The sequence below is a fragment of the Neobacillus sp. NPDC097160 genome (genome assembly GCF_044762155.1).
In the GTDB taxonomy this organism is placed as follows: Bacteria; Bacillota; Bacilli; order Bacillales; family Cytobacillaceae; genus Neobacillus.
On record NZ_JBIWDU010000010.1, the window covers coordinates 215,486 to 236,263 of the forward strand.

Annotated in this window: 19 protein-coding genes and 1 riboswitch; of the genes, 16 read left to right on the plus strand and 3 right to left on the minus strand. The window is 40.2% G+C overall.

Features of this window, described 5'->3' with window-relative positions:
- Positions 1–2: 2 nt before the first annotated feature.
- From ACIQXV_RS16120 to ACIQXV_RS16130, 3 genes are read left to right on the plus strand one after another with little or no spacing between them, the layout of a single operon-like run.
- Positions 3–2,321, plus strand: coding sequence for a xanthine dehydrogenase family protein molybdopterin-binding subunit (locus ACIQXV_RS16120; protein ID WP_402960226.1), 2,319 nt, complete (start codon positions 3–5; stop codon positions 2,319–2,321).
- Positions 2,321–3,154, plus strand: a complete 834-nt coding sequence (locus tag ACIQXV_RS16125) for an FAD binding domain-containing protein (protein ID WP_402960227.1) — start codon at positions 2,321–2,323, stop codon at positions 3,152–3,154. Before ACIQXV_RS16120 ends, ACIQXV_RS16125 begins: the two co-directional genes overlap by 1 nt.
- Before the next feature lie 25 nt (positions 3,155–3,179).
- Complete coding sequence (locus ACIQXV_RS16130) at positions 3,180–3,659, plus strand: (2Fe-2S)-binding protein (protein WP_402960228.1); 480 nt, start codon at positions 3,180–3,182, stop codon at positions 3,657–3,659.
- Positions 3,660–3,675: 16 nt separating this feature from the next.
- Here ACIQXV_RS16130 and ACIQXV_RS16135 read toward each other — a convergent pair whose 3' ends face one another.
- Positions 3,676–5,745 carry a peptidoglycan D,D-transpeptidase FtsI family protein gene (locus ACIQXV_RS16135; RefSeq protein WP_402960229.1) on the minus strand — a complete coding sequence of 690 codons (2,070 nt, stop codon included), beginning with the start codon at positions 5,743–5,745 and terminating at the stop codon, positions 3,676–3,678.
- Positions 5,746–6,095: 350 nt separating this feature from the next.
- Here ACIQXV_RS16135 and ACIQXV_RS16140 point away from each other — a divergent pair, with 350 nt between their 5' ends.
- The 7 genes from ACIQXV_RS16140 (at position 6,096) to ACIQXV_RS16170 (ending at position 13,053) form a co-directional block, all read left to right on the plus strand.
- A complete protein-coding gene (locus ACIQXV_RS16140) occupies positions 6,096–7,628 on the plus strand; it encodes a carboxypeptidase M32 (protein WP_402960230.1) in 1,533 nt (510 codons plus the stop codon).
- A 274-nt stretch (positions 7,629–7,902) separates the two neighbouring features.
- Positions 7,903–8,685: a TerC family protein gene (locus ACIQXV_RS16145; protein WP_402960231.1), complete on the plus strand. Its 783-nt coding sequence runs from the start codon at positions 7,903–7,905 to the stop codon at positions 8,683–8,685.
- Positions 8,686–8,931: 246 nt separating this feature from the next.
- Complete coding sequence (gene pssA / locus ACIQXV_RS16150; protein ID WP_402960232.1) at positions 8,932–9,558, plus strand: CDP-diacylglycerol--serine O-phosphatidyltransferase; 627 nt, start codon at positions 8,932–8,934, stop codon at positions 9,556–9,558.
- Positions 9,559–9,665: 107 nt separating this feature from the next.
- Positions 9,666–9,971: an iron-sulfur cluster assembly accessory protein gene (locus tag ACIQXV_RS16155; protein WP_402960233.1), complete on the plus strand. Its 306-nt coding sequence runs from the start codon at positions 9,666–9,668 to the stop codon at positions 9,969–9,971.
- Between the two features lie 129 nt (positions 9,972–10,100).
- The gene (locus ACIQXV_RS16160; protein ID WP_402960234.1) at positions 10,101–11,813 is read left to right on the plus strand and encodes an ABC transporter ATP-binding protein; all 1,713 of its coding nucleotides are present in this window, start codon (positions 10,101–10,103) and stop codon (positions 11,811–11,813) included.
- A 156-nt stretch (positions 11,814–11,969) separates the two neighbouring features.
- A complete protein-coding gene (locus tag ACIQXV_RS16165; RefSeq protein WP_402960235.1) occupies positions 11,970–12,719 on the plus strand; it encodes a Cof-type HAD-IIB family hydrolase in 750 nt (249 codons plus the stop codon).
- 133 nt (positions 12,720–12,852) lie between these two features.
- Complete coding sequence (locus tag ACIQXV_RS16170; RefSeq protein WP_045515670.1) at positions 12,853–13,053, plus strand: cold-shock protein; 201 nt, start codon at positions 12,853–12,855, stop codon at positions 13,051–13,053.
- A gap of 111 nt (positions 13,054–13,164) precedes the next feature.
- Here the strand turns inward: ACIQXV_RS16170 and ACIQXV_RS16175 are convergent, their stop codons facing one another.
- Complete coding sequence (locus ACIQXV_RS16175; protein ID WP_402960237.1) at positions 13,165–13,368, minus strand: hypothetical protein; 204 nt, start codon at positions 13,366–13,368, stop codon at positions 13,165–13,167.
- Positions 13,369–13,641: 273 nt separating this feature from the next.
- Here ACIQXV_RS16175 and katA point away from each other — a divergent pair, with 273 nt between their 5' ends.
- The 6 genes from katA to ribH all read left to right on the plus strand — a co-directional run bounded on the left by katA (position 13,642) and on the right by ribH (position 19,416).
- Positions 13,642–15,102, plus strand: a complete 1,461-nt coding sequence (gene katA / locus ACIQXV_RS16180; RefSeq protein WP_402960238.1) for a catalase KatA — start codon at positions 13,642–13,644, stop codon at positions 15,100–15,102.
- Between the two features lie 114 nt (positions 15,103–15,216).
- Positions 15,217–15,741, plus strand: coding sequence for a CBO0543 family protein (locus ACIQXV_RS16185; protein WP_402960239.1), 525 nt, complete (start codon positions 15,217–15,219; stop codon positions 15,739–15,741).
- A gap of 157 nt (positions 15,742–15,898) precedes the next feature.
- The gene (locus ACIQXV_RS16190; RefSeq protein WP_402960240.1) at positions 15,899–16,369 is read left to right on the plus strand and encodes a GyrI-like domain-containing protein; all 471 of its coding nucleotides are present in this window, start codon (positions 15,899–15,901) and stop codon (positions 16,367–16,369) included.
- Between the two features lie 146 nt (positions 16,370–16,515).
- A riboswitch (FMN riboswitch) is annotated at positions 16,516–16,664 on the plus strand.
- A 306-nt stretch (positions 16,665–16,970) separates the two neighbouring features.
- Positions 16,971–17,630: a riboflavin synthase gene (gene ribE / locus ACIQXV_RS16195; protein WP_402960264.1), complete on the plus strand. Its 660-nt coding sequence runs from the start codon at positions 16,971–16,973 to the stop codon at positions 17,628–17,630.
- Between the two features lie 80 nt (positions 17,631–17,710).
- Positions 17,711–18,904: a bifunctional 3,4-dihydroxy-2-butanone-4-phosphate synthase/GTP cyclohydrolase II gene (locus ACIQXV_RS16200; RefSeq protein ID WP_402960241.1), complete on the plus strand. Its 1,194-nt coding sequence runs from the start codon at positions 17,711–17,713 to the stop codon at positions 18,902–18,904.
- 41 nt (positions 18,905–18,945) lie between these two features.
- Positions 18,946–19,416, plus strand: a complete 471-nt coding sequence (gene ribH, locus ACIQXV_RS16205) for a 6,7-dimethyl-8-ribityllumazine synthase (RefSeq protein ID WP_402960242.1) — start codon at positions 18,946–18,948, stop codon at positions 19,414–19,416.
- Between the two features lie 162 nt (positions 19,417–19,578).
- Here the strand turns inward: ribH and ACIQXV_RS16210 are convergent, their stop codons facing one another.
- The gene (locus ACIQXV_RS16210) at positions 19,579–20,382 is read right to left on the minus strand and encodes an alpha/beta fold hydrolase (RefSeq protein WP_402960243.1); all 804 of its coding nucleotides are present in this window, start codon (positions 20,380–20,382) and stop codon (positions 19,579–19,581) included.
- Positions 20,383–20,778 lie beyond the last annotated feature (396 nt).

Here is a 20,778-nt window from a genome sequence, read left to right on the forward strand (position 1 = left end):
ATGTGGAGGTTATTGGGAAAAGTGTCATTCGCAAGGAAGCGCTTGATAAGGTGACGGGACGGGCAATGTTTACACATGATTTTCATACGGTTCCGATGCTGTCTGGGCAAATGCTCATCAGCCCATATGGTCATGCTAAAATTGTCGGCATAGATACAACAGAGGCTGGGCAGGTTCCCGGTGTCAGGGCGATTCTCGCTGGAGAACGCTTTCCGCTCACCGGTGAGGCAATCCGTGACCGCCCGCCGCTTGCTGTTGATAAGGTTCGCTATCATGGTGAACCCGTTGCCTTAGTTGTAGCCGATACTCCCGTCCAAGCAAAGAAAGCAGCAGACCTTATAAAAGTTCAGTATGAGTTGCTTCCGATGGTGAATTCGCCCACTCAGGCGTTCGAAAAAGGGGCACCATTAGTCCACGAGCGCTTAGGTGAATATAAAAAAGAAGAAGATTCACATCCGGTGCCCGGGACCAATATCGCGACACTTATAAAGATTCGCAAGGGAAATATGGAGAAAGGCTGGGCGGAAAGTGAGACGGTCGTGGAAGCAAGCTTCTCTTTTGCTCCGTCAGATCATGCGGCAATGGAAACAAGGTGTGCGACGGCAGAGATTATGCCGGATGGAACGACCATCATTATGACGTCCTCACAAGCACCGTTTATGGTTAAGCGGTTAATCGCTGATTATTTTGATGTGGATCTTGGTAAAATTATCGTCCGTACCCCGCTTGTTGGAGGTGCATATGGCGGCAAGGCACCAGTACAGCTGGAGGTGCTTGCCTATTTAGGGTCCAGGGCGGTTGGCGGTAAACCGGTAAAAGTTTTAAATTCAAGGGAAGAAGATATCATCACTTCACCGTGTCATATTGGTTTAGATGCAGTCGTAAAGTTAGGCGCGGGGTTAAATGGGAAAATCCAAGTGGCAGAAATCCGATATCTGTGGGATGGCGGAGCCTATTCCGATAAAGCAATTGATGTCACGAGATCCGGTGCGGTTGATTGTACAGGTCCTTATAATATTGAAAATGTCTGGTGCGATTCATATTGCATGTACACGAATCATCCGTATGCATCACCATTCAGAGGCTTTAGTCATTCGGAGCTTTCATTTGCAATCGAACGGACAATGGATATACTTGCGCAAAAATTAAATATGGACCGGCTTGAACTCAGGTATATTAATGCAATTATGCCCGGTAATACAACACCGACAAGAGTTCCGTTAAATAAAAGTAATGTCGGGAATTTAAGGAAATGTATTGAGCAGGTAAGGGAACTCATACATTGGGGCGAGGGACCGGTAAAAGAAGTAAACAATCGACTTATTCGGGTAAAAGGGGTCAGCTGCAGTTGGAAGACGTCGACGATTGACACTGATGCCCCTTCAGGAGTAATCCTTACGTTTAATCGAGACGGAAGTATTAATTTAATGTCCGGAGTAATTGAGATTGGTACAGGTACCAAAACCATCCTAGCTCAGATTCTAGCCGAACGTCTGAAAATGGATGTGGACAACATTCATGTAAGGATGGAAGTGGATACACAAACAACACCGGAGCATTGGAAGACAGTGGCAAGCAAGGGAACTTTCATGGGAGGCAGGGCTGTTTTAAAGGCGGCAGAGGATGTGATTCATCAGTTAAAAGAAGTTGCAGCATGCGTTCTAAGAGCACCTAAGGAAGATCTTGAAATAGCGGGCAGTCGTGTTTTTATAAGGGATGATCCATCTATAGGGCTTCATTTTAAAGATCTAGCCAGCGGCTATAAGTACCCAAATGGTCAAACCATTGGCGGGCAAATTATCGGCCGGGGCAGTTATATCTTACGTCATCTTACCCATTTGGATCCTGAAACCGGAGCAGGAAAGCCAGGACCGGAATGGACGGTTGCAGCCTACGGGGTTGAAATTGAATTTGATCGGCGGGATTATACGTACCGGCTAATAAAAGCATGTACGGTTGTGGATATCGGCAAGGTGATGAATGAAAAAGCAGCACTCGGTCAAGTCATGGGGGCGATGAGCATGGGGCTCGCTTTTGCCGGCAGAGAGACGTTTTATTTTGATGAGTTGGGCCGTGTTTTGAATCCGCAGCTCCGGACATACCGGCCACTAAGGTATGGGGAAAATCCTGAATATTTGGTTGGTTTCGTTGAAACGCCTCAGATTGATGGACCATATGGGGCACGCGGGGTTGGCGAGCATGGCTTAATGGGGATGCCCGGGGCACTAGGGAATGCATTATCGGTGGCAGCCAGGGTTTCGCTGCACCACTTGCCGCTGATTCCGGAGTTAATTTGGAAAGCAAAGGAGGCTTCAATGTAATGCTTCCCTTTGATTTTGATTATTATCGCCCGGAAACGTTGAACGAGGCAGTTGAGTTATATCAGTATTTGGATCAACAGGGCAAGCAGCCGATGTTTTTTTCTGGAGGTACAGAATTAATTACACTTGGTAGAATTGACTTAGCCTATACAGAAGCAGTCATTGATATTAAGGGGATTGCGGAATGCCGGATGATGCAGGAAAGCAGGGATCTGGTAATTCTAGGCAGCGCCCTTTCGCTTACTACCATTGAAGAAGCAAATCTTTTTCCGTTGTTAACAAAGACAGCAAGTGAAGTTGCCGATCACACGGCCCGTGGAAAAATTACCTTGGGTGGGAATATTTGTGCACGAATTTTTTATCGAGAAGCCGTTCTGCCATTTCTACTTGCGGACAGCCAAGTATTACTAATTGGCCCTAATAGAAAAAGGATCGTCCCGATTAATGAAATTTTTCACGAACAGTTAGGATTGGAAAGTGGCGAATTTTTGGTTCAAATTGCTACTGAGAACAGGTTTATTAGAGCACCGTTTTTCAGCGTCAAACGCCGCCAGCAATGGGATACCGGTTACCCGCTGCTAACAATTGCTGCTTTAAAAATAAATCAACAGGTCCGTGTTGGTATAAGCGGGTTGTGCCCATTTCCATTTCGATCAAAAGAGGTTGAAGCTGCGTTAAATAATAGAGGACAATCGGCCGAAGGAAGAGTGACAGGTGCAATAGCCGTTTTACCACAACCGATTTTAGATGATGTCGAGGGGTCAGCTGAATACCGACTTTTTGTTTTACGGAATTTGTTATTTGATCTCTTGGCTGCTCTTGATAGAGTCTAAGTTTGATTAGAGGGGGAGGGAAAACTTGAAATCCTACACCATTACGTTAAATATAAATGGAGAAAATCGGATGGTTACGGTGAGGTCGGCAGATACTCTATTGTATATTCTAAGGGGGAAGCTTGGCCTGACAGGGGCGAAGCCTGGTTGTTTAAACGGCGACTGTGGGGCATGCACCGTGAATGTTGATGGCTGGCCGCAGAAATCTTGTTTGATGCTTGCTGTGGAAGCGGTTGAGAAAAAAGTGACAACGATTGAAGGGCTGCAGAATGCTCCCATTCAGCAGGCCTTTATTGAGAATTTCGCCTTTCAATGCGGCTATTGTACACCAGGGTTTATTATGAATTGTCACTCGTTAATCGAACAGCATCCAGATGCCGATGATCGCACCATTAAAGAATGGCTTGAATCAAACATTTGCCGCTGCACAAGTTATATCGAAATTGAGCAGGCTGTGAAATCGGTGTTAAAGAGAAATGAAAAACGTCAAGACGAGTTCTCTTGACGTTTTTCTCTTTCAATTATTGATTTTTCATTTGGAAATACGTATCCAAAACCCGCTTGCCTATTTTGAGGCTTGCCCGGTTGTCAACCTTTCCTTCGTAAGCCCAAGGAACTAAGACGGCCATGGCTACCTCAGGATTTGAGCTTGGGGCATAGCTCACCAAGCTTAAATTCATTACCGGAGGCGGCTCTTTCCCGTAATTACTGCGCAATGGTCCGTCGTAAAAGGCTTCGGCAGTCCCGGTTTTACCTGCTGGTGAGTAGGCAGCACCCTGAAAGAAATTATAGGCAGTCCCGCCGGGTTCCTGCATCACCTTTTTAAAGCCTAATTGTACACGATTCATCCATTCTTTTTTTGCATCTATCGTATTAAGGACGGTTGGATTGATTTCTTGCAGTACTTGCCCGAGTTCATCTGTTTCAGAGGCAGGTTCCCGAATTTGTTTCACCACATGGGGCTGCATCCGGTTGCCGCCATTGGCAATCGTGGATACGTACTGTGCCAGCTGCATAGCGGAATATGTATCATATTGGCCAATCACAAGGTCGAGCAAATGACCAGGGAGCTTACTTTGTCCTTTAAAACCAGATTGCTCACTCGGTAAATCAATCCCAGTTCTTGTCCCAAGACCAAAGGAGGCGAAAGAATTTCTTATGGTTTCAAAGGCAAACTTGTTGGTGAAATTTAAGGGTTTGTCGTATTCATAATGCCCTTTCCCGATATTAATCGCCGTATGGAACATATAAACGTTTGAAGATTTTTTTAAGGCATCAATTTCATTTAATCTGGCTAAATAAGCATAGGATTTTTTTAAGGGGGTATCTTTTATTTTGATCCCGGTATCATCGAAAGAGGTGCCTGGTGAAATCGCCCCTGTTTTATAGCCGGTTAATATCGTTGCCCCTTTTACTGCGGAACCTACGTTATATGTGGTGGTGAAGGTGACCAAGGCATCATCAATCATTTCAACTTTACCGGTTTCTTTGTCTTTAACTATTTTTTTTCCGGACATTGTTAGGACCTCACCAGTCCAGGGGTCCATTAAGACGACGTAGGCACGATCGGTTAAACTTGTGCCGGGTGACTGCTTTGCAGCCCAGAGTTCTTCTTCAATAATCTTGTCAACAGTCATTTGCAAATCCATATCTAGCGTTAAAACAAGATCTTTTCCATTCTTTCCTGCGTAAACAGAATGCGTTTCAATAACGTTGCCCGTTTTATCGGTTATATTTTTTACCTTAGATTTGTATCCGTGAAGAATATCTTCATACTGTAATTCCAGCTGACTTTTGCCGACACGGTCATTACGGCTATAACCCCTTGCTAAAAAATAATCTAATTGATCAGCAGGAAGACCATCACCGGATTTTGTCACTTTTCCCAAAACAGATCTCAAGGTATTTTCAAAAGCATAGGACCGGTCCCAATCGGTTGTCGTTTCCACCCCCGGTAAGGATTGAAGATTTTCACTAACAACGGCAAATTCCTTTTCAGTAACATCTTCATTCTTTACCATTTGCGATGTAAATTTGTAACCGCTGGTAAATTCACGATAAATCGCCAGCACCTCAAGGTCGTTGTCTGTCAACTCTTTCAACTCTTTCTCCGTGATACGATCCAATTTATATTTATAGATGTCTTTGTCCGTTATTTTCTTTGCATCATATAGGTCTCTTTCTTTTTTTGTGATTTTGGCATCTGCCCGCTTTTGATTGTTAATAATCCAAAAATCTCTCTTGTCTCTTTCAGTAACCTTGTCTGTTGGTTTTTCTATCAATTGTGCTAGCTTTCCAGCGGTTTCAAGCATTTCCTGTTGGCTAAACCCTACATTCGTAAAGGTAATCGCACTCTTTGGAACATTATCGACAATCACACGATAATCACGGTCGAGCATTTTTCCTCTAGGCACCGGATTACTGACCGTAATATCTTCTTTTCTCTCCAAATCCCTTTTGAAATTTTCGCCATATACAATTTGAACAAAGCCGAGACGCAGGATAAGTATGGAAAATAATAAAAAGACACTAAAAAAAAGTAAATTTAAGCGAAAAGGAAAATGAGACTTTTTCTTTTTCTGTTTCTCCAAAATAGTTACACACCCTTTTTACCAAATTGCTTCCTTTTCCTTTATTATGCCTTATCAAAAAAGTGTGTACAACAGAAAATAGGAAATAAGTTGTAAAAATGGAATTTTTTAAACTCGGTTGAATAAGGGTATGTATTGATTCGTGTTAGAACGGTGGTTATCTTAGCAAATATTATTTTTCCTTCTAGATGTAAAATTTATACAGTAGATAATTGGAACAGTCGAATCTATAAAATTTTTGTCTATTAAAATATGCTTAAATCTTTTTCCTTATTTGAATTTTTAATTTATAATGGATGGGGATGTGGGAGTTTCACATCTATTAGAAATAAAGTTTAGGAGGTCTACATATGGAACAGAAAGTAGCTGACCCAACGTTACAGAAAGCATTGGAACAATTTATCCTGTTAGATGAAAAAATTACTCATTTTTCCAGTATAATCGGTTTAGCTGACTGGGATCAAAAGGTGATGGCGCCGAAAAAAGGACGGAACGTTTTTGCAAAGGCAGCTGGAACATTGCGCACGGAAGTATTCAAGCTATCAGTTTCGAAAGAAATGGGCGATTTATTGGAAACGCTTACTTCTCCAGTTAACGAGGTAAATTTGGATCATGTGACGAAGGCAAAGGTTAGGGAGTATAAAGAGTACTACCAGAAATCTAAAAGCATTCCTGCTGACCTATTTCAGGAATACAGCATTTTAACGGCACAAGCAAATGACGCGTGGGAAGAGGCAAGGGAAAACAACGATTTTGCCCGCTACCTTCCTTCATTGGAGAGAATTGTTGCGTTCAAACGGAAGTTTGCTGAAATTTACGGGTATGAGGAGCATCCTTATGATGCCTTACTCGATGAATTTGAACCAGGTTTAACGGTGAAAAGACTTGATCCATTATTTGCTAAATTAAGAGAATCGAGTGTTAGGCTATTAGAACGGATTAAGCAAAATGGTAAGCCGACTCAAGCTGAATTGTTTGGGCAATCATTTGAGATCGAGAAACAAAAGGAATTTAATCGCTTCATCCTGCCCATTATCGGGTTTGATATGAATGCTGGGCGCCTCGATGAAACCGTGCATCCATTTGCGCAAACAGTGAATATAGGCGATGTTCGGTTAACCACCCGCTATTTAGAAAAAAATGTCCGTTCCGCTCTATTTGGCACGATCCATGAAGCAGGACATGGCATTTATGAGCAGCACGTCAATCCTGAGTATGAGGATTCGGTTCTTCAAAGTGGTGCATCATTTGGAATCCATGAATCACAGTCACGATTTTTAGAAAATATGGTCGGCCGCAGCAAGGAATTCTGGACGTTCTTTTTCCCCAAGCTGCAAGAATATTTTCCTGCACAATTAGAAACTATTTCGCTTGAGGAGTTTTATCGAGCAGTTAACACCGTAGAGCCATCCTTTATTCGTGTGGAAGCGGATGAATTAACCTACAACCTCCATATCATGCTGAGATATGAAATTGAAAAAGCATTAATCGGCGGAGAAATTGAGGCGAAGGACTTACCGGCCATTTGGAATCAGAAAATGCAGGATTATCTAGGAATTACACCAAGCACGGATACAGAAGGTGTCCTTCAGGATGTCCATTGGTCCTTTGGCGGCATCGGCTATTTCCCATCCTATTCATTAGGAAATCTCTATGCAGCCCAAATACTAAACACGATTCAAAAGGACCTGCCTGATTTCTATACCCATATTGAAAATGGCCGGTTTGACTTGATTCAAGCATGGTTAAAGGAAAATATCCATCAATACGGTAAGCTTTATACACCGAACGAATTAATCGTTAAGGTAACGGGTGAGGAATTAAACGCCGATTATCTTGTAGAATATCTGGAGAAAAAATATTCAGAGGTTTATGGGTTATAAAATTTATTGACAATAGATAAATAGTATAATATATTATTAGTAATTAAATATTTCCTTTTTAAAGGGGAGTAGCTGCTACAATAAAGTCGTCATTTCGAGAATTCATTTCTCCGGCTTTATTGGCAACATGGACGTTGTTAGCAAGACCTTTACTTTACTGTAAAGGTCTTTTTGTGTGTTTTTCCAGGCCTTTACTGTATACAGTAAAGGCCTATTTTTATGGCGTGAGGGAGTATTTTTTGAAAAAAACCAAACTTTTTAAGGAGGAATTGTTATGGATTTTACTCTTCTACTGGAATACGGATGGGTTTTAGTAATTTTGGTGGCATTGGAAGGGCTATTGGCAGCAGATAATGCCCTTGTTCTTGCGATTATGGTGAAGCATTTACCTGATGAGGAGCGGAAAAAGGCCTTGTTTTACGGACTTGCCGGTGCATTTGTCTTCCGCTTTGCGTCATTGTTTGTGATTTCATTCCTTGTTGATGTGTGGCAAGTGCAAGCAATTGGTGCTCTTTATTTATTATTCATGGCTAGTAATCATATTTTCCGGAAGGTTGTAAAAGGGAAAGCGGAAGAACAAAAGGAAAAGGTAGTCCGAAAAGCTGGCGGCTTTTGGACGACGGTATTCAAAGTAGAATTGGCCGATATTGCCTTTGCAGTTGACTCTATTCTTGCTGCTGTAGCGATGGCGGTTGTACTTCCAGATACAAAGCTTCCGAATATCGGCGGGCTTGACGGCGGTAAATTCTTAGTTATTTTTGCCGGAGGTATTATTGGGTTAATCATCATGCGATTTGCCGCAAACCAGTTTGTTAAGCTGCTGGAAAGAAGACCTGGCTTAGAAATTGCCGCTTTTACGATTGTTGGCTGGGTGGGTGTAAAGCTAGCTGTTTACACCCTTTCACATCCCGCATTAGCGTTTCTAAGTGAGGAATTTGCCCATTCAATTGAATGGAAGGTGAGTTTTTATGTAGTATTGGTTGGAATAGCGGCAGCGGGTTGGTTTTTTTCAAAAGACAAAGCAAGCGAAGCAGTGAATAAAGCAAATATTTCATAGGGGACTCGCCAAATGGCGAGTTTTCCTTTATGATGTTAGAATATGTAATTCTTTTAGTTAAAGAGATATTAAGGAGATTTTTTCTTGATGCTCTTTTGATCACGAAAAGGATATAATAAAAAATATAAACGAAAAAAGAAGCCGCGTCATTTTATTAATTTTTTTTTTGGAGTGATACATATTATCAGAAACAGTATTCCTAACCTTTTTACCCTTGCTAATTTATTTTTTGGATTTTTATCTGTCATGTATTCAGCATTAGGGGATTACAAGAATGCAGCCATTTTGATTTTGATTGGAATGATGCTCGACAGTATGGATGGACGAATTGCCAGGATGCTCCGTGTGGAGAGTGATTTGGGGAAAGAACTTGACTCGTTGGCGGATATCGTCACCTTTGGGGTTGCACCAGCAATGATGGCCTACTATTCCTATTTTTCTTCCTTTGGCGTACTCGGAATGGCGATTGCTGGTCTCTTTCCATTGTTCGGTGCGTACCGATTAGCGAGATTCAATATTAATGCCGTGAAATCTTCGTTGAAGTATTTTACCGGCGTACCGATTACTGCCGCGGGTGGATTGTTAACACTCTTGACATTTTTTCATGGCAAAATGCCTGGTTTCATCTTTGTTGTTGCTTTCTTTGTACTCTGTTATTTGATGGTAAGTACAATCAAAATTCCAAGCTTAAAGGATATCCCACTGCCGAAATATGGAATCATCATTACACTTTTTTTAGGATACGCAATCTATATTGTTTTCAAAAAAGAACAGCACCGCTTCCCATATTTCATCTATGTTGCCATCCCGCTTTACGTTGCCTTTATCGGATACCAACTAGTCAGGAGAAAAAGAAAAAATAATTCGAAATAAAAATAGGTATAATTTGTGACATTTCCGGATTAATCGTATAAAGATTGTCTATTATAGAACAATCGTGGGATAATATAATGGAATACATAGAAAGAGGAGAGTACATCATGAAGGTGAAAATTAATCGCAATGCTGCTAAAGCATTGAAAAAAATGTTGGAACAAGAAGAGGCACAAGGGAAGTTGTTCCGAGTTTATGTCACAAGCATTCACGGGGATCATGCACATTATGATTTGATGCTCGATACTCCAACAGATAATGATGTAGTGGTTAAAACTGATAAGGAAATTGACTTTATTTTGGAGAAAAATAATGAATATCTTGAGGATGTCTGGATTCAATTTTTCCATGTTCCAAAAGAGGAATGGCTGATCACTAATCCTTCAAAAGGTGCACATCACCACCATCATTAAAATAGAAAACACTTGGGACGATTGCTGCCAAGTGTTTTTTTATCCTATCTATTTTCAAAATACTTGAAATTGTTCACATATTTTTCATATAATCCAAGTGTTGCTATCTTAGAAAAAAGGAGACTATATATGATTCGGCGTTTCTTTTCTTATTACCGTCCCCACAAACGGCTGTTCATTTTGGATTTCAGCAGTGCAGTCGTTGTCGCTGTTCTTGAATTAGCCTTTCCGCTGGCGGTTAGTTGGTTTATTGATGATTTGCTTCCCGGTGGTGATTGGCAAACCATTGTCACAGTTAGTATCGGACTTTTCCTTGTTTATTTAGTAAGTACCTTCCTGCAATTTATTGTGAATTATTGGGGACATAAGCTCGGGATTAATATTGAAACCGATATGCGTCAAGAGTTGTTTGAACATGTCCAAAAACAATCATTCCGCTTTTTTGACAATACGAAAACGGGGCATATCATGAGCAGAATAACCAATGATCTATTTGATCTTGGTGAACTTGCCCACCATGGACCAGAGGATGTCTTCATCGCGGTAATGACTTTTATCGGCGCATTCTGGATTATGTTGACGATTAATGTGAAGCTCGCCCTTGTTTCCATCATCATCCTGCCATTTTTGATGTTGCTGGTTGTTGTTTGTAATTTAAAAATGAACAAAGCGTGGAGTCAAATGTATTCAAGCATTGCAGATGTAAACGCACGTGTAGAGGATAGTGTTTCCGGCAGCCGTGTTGTTCAATCATTTACAAATGAAGAGTTTGAGATTGCTAGATTTAGGAGGAATAATCAAAAATATCGCGGCGCCAAGCTTGGTGGCTATCGGGTCATGTCCTACAGTCTCTCAGGAATCTATATGATGACAAGGCTCATTACGATTATCGTTCTTGTTTATGGTGCATGGTTAAGTTTCACTGGGCAGCTGACATATGGAGAATTAGTTGGATTTGTCCTATATGTCAATGTTCTCTTTAAACCAATCGATAAAATCAGTGCGATTATGGAATTGTATCCGAAAGGGATGGCTGGATTTCAGCGTTTTATCGAACTGATTGATTCAGAACCTGAAGTAAAAGATACAGATGATGCTGTCGAAGTTGCTGCACTTAAAGGGAACATCGTATTTAACGAGGTATCTTTCCGTTACGACAGACATAAATCTGTACTGGAAAATATTAATTTAGACATCTGCTCCGGAGAGACTGTGGCATTTGTAGGACCGTCAGGCGCAGGAAAAACAACGATTTGCTCCTTGATTCCGAGATTTTATGATGTCAATGAGGGCGGCATCTTTATTGATGGCCTTGATATCCGAAATATGACAAAAAAATCATTGCGTTCCCAAATTGGCATCGTTCAACAGGATGTGTTTCTGTTTACAGGGACACTTCGTGAAAATATCGCTTATGGAAAACAGCACGCAACCGATGAGGAGATTACTGCGGCAGCACGTCGTGCCCACCTTGAAAAATTTATTGCTTCTTTACCTGACGGCTATGACACTCAAATAGGCGAAAGAGGCTTGAAACTTTCAGGCGGTCAAAAACAGCGGATTGCCATTGCCCGCATGTTTTTAAAAAATCCTCCGATCTTAATCTTGGATGAAGCCACATCTGCTCTTGATACGGAGACAGAAATGGTGATTCAAGAAGCGTTGACAGAGCTTGCGCAAAACCGAACGACACTTATAATTGCCCACAGACTGGCGACGATTCGTAACGCTGACCGAATCGTCGTTGTAACAGAGCAGGGAATTGCCGAAGAAGGACGTCATGATGAATTGATCGAACAGGACGGAATCTTTGCCAACCTTCACCGTGTTCAGTTCCAGTAGCAATAACAATTGATGGGTCCTGCAAAAATAATGCAGGATTCTTTTTTTATGTGTTTAATATAACTGTATTATGTAAATTGAAATTCCCATCTTTGAATATTAGAAATCGAAAGTGTAATCTTATATAAGTAAACTATGAAGGGAGTTTTTTAACATATGGATAATTTTAAAAATGATCTTGACATCAAATTAGTTGCCCTTGATATGGATGGAACGCTTTTAAATAACAATGGACAAATATCTGAAGCGAATCGGCTGGCAATCAAAGCTGCCCAGGATAAGGGGATTTATGTGGTTCTTAGTACGGGGCGTTCTTTAATGACAAGCCGCGAACATGCTGACGCACTTGAGCTGACTTCGTATTTAGTAACGGTAAATGGCAGTGAGATCTGGGATGAAAAACGGGAATTGGTCGAAAGGAATTTGGTGAAAGCGGAATTAATTGAATGGATGTGGCAATTAACGAAACAGCATAAAACAAAGTTTTGGGCGATCAGCACGGAACGGAATTGGCATGATGAAATGCCTGAGGATATCAAGAATATCGAATGGTTAAAATTTGGATTTAATATTGATGATGATGCAACCCGGGAGCTAATATTAAAGGAACTAGAGGCGAAGGGGGAATTCGAGCTAAGTAATTCCGCCATGAAGAATATTGAGGTCAATCCGTTTGGAATTAATAAAGCGAAAGGTCTGAGTATTGTCTGCAGCCGGCTCGGAATCGAAATGAAACATGTTATGGCCGTAGGAGACAGTCGAAACGATTTAATGATGATCAAAGAGGCAGGACTTGGTATAGCGATGGGAAATGCTCAGGATGTCGTGAAGGAGGCCGCTGACTGGGTAACGGCGACAAATGAAGAGGATGGTGTGGCACAAGCCATCCGGAAATGGGTTCTTTAAAATTGGTCCAAAAAAGAAAATTACTTTTTTAAGATTTTGTGTGGTATATGACAATAACATATTGGTAAAAATAATTGAGCAAGTATATTTTGCAAAATCATGTAATTGTTACATGCTAGGAGGCTACAACGAAATGGAACATGGTAAAGTTAAGTGGTTTAACGGTGAAAAAGGGTTTGGATTCATTGAGCGTGATGGCGGAGATGACGTATTCGTACACTTCTCAGCTATTCAAGGCGAAGGATATAAAACCTTAGATGAAGGTCAAGAGGTTACGTTTGAAATTGAAAATGGACAACGTGGACCACAAGCGGTAAACGTTCGTAAAGCATAAGACCTGCCAATAAAACAGACTCCAACATGGGGTCTGTTTTTTGGTAGGCAAAAAAGGATGTCTCAAAATATTATTACATACTTGAGACATCCTTTTTTAGGAACGGTAAGATTAAACACCCATTTTTCTCCGTGAATTACTTACTTTTTTAGTCTGCTGGCTTCGCAATTTTTTTGCACTTTGCGAATTATTTGAAATGGAGGTCCCAGCGCCGGACTTATTTTTTTTATTTTCAAGCTGCTGCTTCATCGCTTCCTGTAAACTTATTTTCTTTTTTGGTTCCTCATTAATTTGTGATTGATTAGATTCACTCATACAAATCCTCCTATAAGTAGTGTTACCTACAGTATAATCTATTTTTTTATTTAATAAAAATGAACCATTAGAATTCAATCGAAATTTTTAGGACGTTATTTCTTAATTTTGGAATAACGTCCTTTATTTTTAATACCTATGTAATAGAGGGTACAGGTTATTCTCGTTAACAATCAATACTAAATTAAAATAATTATAATTTAGTATTGATTTTAATAAAATTTATATTATAATTTAGTTATCAGGTTAAAAAATAGTTTACGAGGTGATTAAATGAGTAATGGTAACAAGCATTTAACAACAGGAAACGGAGCACCAGTGGGTGACAATCAAAATTCAATGACCGCTGGTTCAAGGGGACCAACATTAATCCAAGATGTCCATTTACTAGAAAAATTGGCGCACTTTAACCGTGAACGGGTGCCTGAGCGGGTCGTACATGCAAAGGGTGCCGGTGCACATGGTTATTTCGAAGTAAGCAATGATATGTCACAATATACGAAGGCAAAATTGTTTAATGGTGTTGGTAAACGCATCCCAATGTTTATTCGATTCTCAACTGTAGCCGGTGAACTTGGTTCTGCTGATACGGTTCGTGATCCCCGGGGCTTTGCTGTAAAGTTTTATACAGAAGAAGGAAACTATGATTTAGTAGGTAATAACACTCCTATTTTCTTTATTCGCGATGCTATTAAGTTTCCGGATTTCATTCATACACAAAAGAGGGATCCAAAAACTCATTTAAAAAATCCAACCGCTGTTTGGGATTTCTGGTCACTGTCACCTGAATCTTTACACCAAGTTACTTATTTAATGGGTGACCGCGGACTTCCTGCGACACTTCGTCATATGAACGGTTACGGCAGTCATACCTTCAAATGGGTGAACGAAGACGGTGAAGCTGTATGGGTTAAATATCACTTTAAGGCCGAACAGGGTGTCAAAAATATGTCACCAGACGTTGCCAGTAAATTAGCTGGTGATAATCCGGATTATCATACCGAAGATTTGTTTAATGCAATTGAAAATGGTGACTTCCCGGCCTGGAAGCTGCATGTGCAAATTATGCCGATTGAGGATGCCAATACGTATCGGTTTGATCCATTCGATGTCACAAAAGTATGGTCCCATAAGGATTACCCGTTAATTGAAGTTGGGCGGATGGTTCTCGACCGCAACCCTGAAAACTATTTTGCCGAGGTTGAGCAGGCAACCTTCTCGCCTGGAACAATGGTACCAGGTGTGGAAGCATCACCGGATAAAATGCTTCAAGGCCGGATTTTTGCTTATGCCGATGCCCACCGCTATCGTGTAGGAACAAATCATAACCTGCTGCCGATTAACCGTCCAAAAGCAGAAGTGAACAATTATCAGCGTGACGGGTCGATGCGTTCCGATCAAAACGGCGGCGGATCGGTTTACTATGAACCAAACAGCTTCGGTGGACCTAAGGAAGCACCTGAACATAAACAAACGGCCTTCCAGGTTACAGGGGTAGCAGAGCAGGTTGCATATGACCAGGATGATCATTACACACAAGCAGGTGACCTTTACCGTTTGATGACAGAGGAAGAACGGTCCCGTTTGGTGGCGACTATCGTTGGTGCCATGAAGCCGGTAGAGAGAGAAGATATCAAGCTTCGTCAAATCCAGCATTTCTACAAAGCAGACCCAGAGTATGGCGAGCGGATAGCAAAAGGCTTAAACCTAGCAATTCCACAAGAAGTAAAATAACTAGTTAAGGCCAATTCATTAAAAATGAATGGCCTTTTTCTTTTTTTCATCGAGTAATAATTTTACAATTAATTGGAAAAAATGCAATTGAGAAGATTGTGAAGGAGCCTGCCAGTGAGTCTGAATGTTATCTATGGAGCTATATTTATTTTTTCAGCAATAAAATGGGGAGATTGGAAAAATTGGAAGGCTTATTATCCAACTTTTCTATTTTTAATGGTGGGTGACCTTGTTTATCAGTTTTTGTTTTTTAAGCATAGTATGTGGGAATATGTCCCTTTTGGAAGCGATAAAAGCTGGGCTAAGCACACCCATATTGCCTTTTTGATAATGTTAATAAAATACCCAGTTACCATAAGCATATTTCTTGGCCATATGCCAAAGGTGCCATGGAAAAAATTATTGCATATCCTTGTATGGACATTGGTCTATACGATAAACGAATTTTTTGATTTGAAAATAGGGGCCATGGTTCATAAAAATGGCTGGAATTTAGGATGGTCGGCGTTTTTTAGTTTTGTGATGTTTACAGTATTGGCAGTTCATTTTAAAAAACCACTTCTAGCTTGGATTCTTTCTGCCATCTATGCCACTTTCTTATGGAATGTTTTTGATGTGCCAGAAAGTATATTAAAATAACTTAGAGTAGACAGCCAATTAATAAGGCTGTCTATTCTTTTATCTTATAATTATTTAGGAATAAAAATTTCACCTATTTAGTCGAATTATTTTAGCAGGAGTTTCAGTGATATTGTTAGAATAATAGAAATATGTATGTATTAAAGGGGGGATTTGTTTGGGTATCCAAGTGATTGAAAGAGAAGAGATAAAAGTGGTCGGCATTTCGTGGAATGGTACATACTCACAACTTAGCACAATTCCAAGTTTATTTACTAAACTGAAGGAACGTCTTCAAGAAGTATCCCATCAGTCGAATGAACCAGTTTTGATCGCACCATTTCATAGCAGGGAAACAGAGGTCACATATTATGTAACGAAACCAGTTGAAAAAATTGATGATATTCCAGAAGGTATGGTTGGTTTTACGATTCCCCGCAAAAACTATGTTTACGCTGTACATAGAGGCAATCAGGAGGATGTAGAAAATACATATCATCGAGTGTTTGAATGGATGGACGAGTACGGCTATGAACGAGATCACTATGCATTAAGCTTGGAAATCTTTAAAGAAGAGTATCAACAGCAAAATATATCCGGCGACCTTCATTTTGAAATTTATGTGCCTGTTAAGTCTTATAAAAAATAATCATGGATTTCAATAGGTAAGGAGCTAGAATTAATTGCTCCTTATCTTTTTATATTTTATGTGAAATAATGAACATATAACAATCAAGATGCATTTCCCTTTACTGTTTGAATTAAGTATAATAATATTAAATAATATAACTGAATAAATTCCTTCGGGGTCAGGTGAAATTCCTAACCGGCGGTGATGAAGCTTCTGCTTCTTAGTCCGTGACCCGGGTAACATTTTTTGTTAAACGGTGGATCTGGTGAAACTCCAGGGCCGACAGTTAAAGTCTGGATGGGAGAAGGAAAACAAGGTTTATGGGTAGGGTGAAGTGTACCTATTTTTAAACCTCTATTTCTTATTGCCATTTTTAAGACCCTAAAGAGAATCAATCTTTAGGGTCTTTTTTACTTCGTTTTAAAGGAGAGGAAACTTGTGAACGATAGCTTCTATTATCGCACCGAAATTAATTGGTGGAAAAAATGCACCTGCATCCTTCGGGGGACAGGGAATTGAACACATATCAGAAGCTGTTTCTTTGAAGATTATACAGGTGGATCAGATTGGCAGTGATATAAGAATTATTGCTGAACCTATGTAAGGAGAAGGAATGATTATGTTTACAGGAATCATTGAAGAAATTGGTACACTCTCGAATATCCAGAGAACTGGAGAGTCGTTTGTACTAACCATTGAAGCGAAAAAAGTTCTTGAGGATGTTCATCTTGGTGACAGCATCGCCGTTAACGGGGTTTGCCTGACGGTTACTTCTTTTTCAGCAAGGCATTTTACTGTTGATGTGATGCCTGAAACCGTTAAGGTTACCAGCTTACATACCGTTAAGCGGGGTTCAAAAGTTAATTTAGAAAGAGCAATGGCAGCAGGGGGAAGATTTGGAGGTCACTTCGTCTCAGGACATATCGATGGAACAGGAGTTATAAAAGGAAAACGTGCATTCGAAAATGCGATTTATTATGAAATTGAGGCGGACCCAAATGTATTAAGATATGTCATTTTGAAGGGATCTGTTGCGGTGGATGGGACAAGCTTAACTGTTTTCGGGGTAACTGAAAATAGTTTTACACTATCTTTAATACCACATACATTGTCGGAAACGATATTGGGGCATAAGGATTCAGGGGATATAGTGAATTTGGAATGCGATATGATTGGGAAATACGTCGGTCATTTTATCAATAAACTTTCTGCTGATCCGGGACAAAAGAGCAAGTCAGGGATAACGGAAAAATTTTTAGAAGAGAATGGCTTTTACTAATATTGTATTGCGTTGAAACATGGTTAATCAGCGGATAAGCCGAGTTATTTACGAATAACCAATAAGAGGGAGTGATAGACGTGTTTAATACAATTGAAGAAGCCCTAACAGATTTAAAAGAAGGTAAGGTTATCATTGTTTGTGATGACGAGGATAGGGAAAATGAAGGGGACTTTATTGCCTTGGCAGAACATGCAACACCGGCTGTGATTAATTTAATGGCGACGCACGGCAGAGGACTTATATGTGTTCCAATTGAGGAAGAATTGGCGCAAAAACTGGACTTAATTCCGATGGTTTCTAAAAACACCGATCCACATGGAACCGCCTTTACTATCAGTATTGACCATAAATTTTCGACAACGGGAATTTCGGCATTTGAACGTTCAGCAACCATCCTAGGTTTGCTCGATCCGGAGTCAAAAGCCGCTGATTTTAAACGGCCCGGACACATTTTTCCGCTCATTGCTAAAAAGGGCGGTGTACTAAGAAGGACAGGGCATACCGAGGCGGCTGTAGACCTTGCCAGATTATGCGGTGCAAGACCAGCCGGAGTTATTTGTGAAATCATGAATGAAGATGGAACAATGGCACGTGTCCCGGAGCTGCGGAAAATTGCCGATGAGCTGAATGTAAAACTGATTACGATTAAGGACCTAATTGAATACAGAAACAAAAAAGATAACCTCATCAAACGGGAGGTAGAAATTAATTTACCTACTGAATTCGGCTCCTTTAAAGTAGTTGGTTATTCTAATCTTGTGGATGGGAAAGAACATGTTGCCCTAGTAAAGGGTGAAATTAATCCTGAAACACCCGTCCTTGTCAGAGTGCACTCTGAATGCCTAACAGGTGATGTTTTCGGGTCGTATCGGTGTGATTGTGGTCCACAGCTCCATGCCGCATTAAATCAGATTAATCAGGCAGGGAACGGCGTCTTATTGTATATGCGACAGGAGGGACGCGGTATCGGACTTCTCAATAAACTGAGGGCCTATAAACTTCAAGAAGAGGGCTATGATACGGTTGAGGCCAATGAAAAACTCGGCTTTGGGGCTGATTTAAGAGAGTATGGCATCGGGGCCCAAATTTTGAAGGATTTAGGGATTAAAAAAATGCTGTTATTAACGAATAACCCGCGAAAAATTAAAGGTCTGAAAGGCTATGATCTTGAGGTAGTGGAACGGGTACCGTTGCAAATGGAGATGAGGAAGGAAAATGCCAATTATTTAAGAACGAAGCACGACAAATTAGGGCATTTGTTACAATATTAGAAAATGGTGTGTAAAAATAAAAATCAAATGGAGGCTTTAATATGGGAACTATTTTTGAAGGAAATTTAGTGGGCTCTGGGTTAAAAGTAGGCATCGTGGTGGGACGTTTTAATGAATTTATTACTAGTAAATTATTAGGCGGTGCACAAGATGCCTTAAAAAGACATGGAGTTAGTGAATCTGATGTGGATATCGCCTGGGTTCCGGGTGCGTTTGAAATCCCGCTGATTGCGCAAAAAATGGCAAATAGTAAAAAGTATGATGCGGTTATTACGCTTGGTACAGTCATTCGCGGCTCCACTCCACATTTTGATTATGTTTGTAACGAGGCAGCAAAAGGTGTTTCGGCAACAGCATTAGCCAGTGGTATACCTGTTAGTTTTGGTGTGTTAACGACCGATTCCATTGAGCAGGCAATCGAGCGGGCGGGAACAAAGGCAGGGAATAAAGGCTGGGATGCGGCTGTTTCGGCTATTGAGATGGCTAATTTATGTAGGAATATTGAACAATAAAACAAATTGCGGAAAAAGTGCATATCTTCCAACTCTTTTTTAGAAATGTTACAAAACTTCTAAATCGACAAAATTTATAGCTGACACCGCTAGTAATTAATAAACGACCACTTGCTTGTGCAGGTGGTCGTTTTAGATGCTTCTCGGTACAGCATATTGTTGTTAATGGTTCCTTAAGAAATCAGATGTCACTCTAACGAATTCTTCAGGATATTCCATCATTGCCCAGTGTCCGCAATGAGGCATAACGTACAACCACGCATTTGGTAATGTATCTAATAATTCATATGATCGTTGAAGTGGAACCATATTGTCTAGTGTGCCGTGCACAAGGAGTGTTTTATGTTTAATATTTTTCAAGTGTTCCTGCTCAAATTCATATGAAAGGATCCCTTGCATAATAGCACCATATGACTCAAGTGCGCCTTGCTGTTTAGTTAAATTGAGCCTGTAGTTCACCAATTCACTATCCACTTCAAAATTGGGGTTGGTTAAATGACTAACAATGGTATGCATCGCATCATAATCAATTTTATAGTTTATAAGCGCTTTCATTCCGTTGGATTCTTTTTTCGGTTTCCCTGTACCCATAAGAATAATTTTATCAATTTTATCAGGATCCTTGATTGCAGCGCCTAGGCTTGTAAGCCCACCCATAGAGTTTCCTACTACTGATGCCTTTTCTAATTCTAGTGCTGAAATAAGACTGAGCAATTGATCTACACGAGCATCATGATCGTATTTAAATTCCTCCGGGCTGGGTTTATCCGATTGTCCAAAACCTACAGTATCAATTGCAATAGTTCTAAAGCCTTTTTCAGCATATAATTCTAATGATTTTTCCCAATTTCCCCAGCCATCTGCACCTGCTCCTCCACCATGAAGAAGAATAAGTGGCTCTCCTGAACCCATTTCCCAATAATGTGTTTGAATTTGATTAGTTTGAATAAATTTTCCCTCGATCATGCAAAGATCCTCCGTTCCATTTTTAGATTGTTTAAAAAATAGCAATGGCCAATTTTTATTCTAGTGTAAATGCCTTGGAAACTATTTAAATTATAATCCTAAAGATAAAAATATTACCAATTGAAAAAACATTCAGTTTATAGTCTTATTTAAACTATTTTCTATCGAAGTGGAGGTTTTAACAAAATTATAGAAGAAAACGAATCGTGTGAAGGTGGTGTAAAGCAACCGTTTAAGAAAATCTTCTTCGAAGTTTTGATATGGAAAATTTCCTCTTCTTATAAATTGATATAAAAAATTTTTTAGGTAAAGCCAAATTCATAAAGCTTTTTGAATTGGAATTTAAAAAGTTTAGGATATATACTTTCAATAGGATTTAATATTAGGAATATTCAT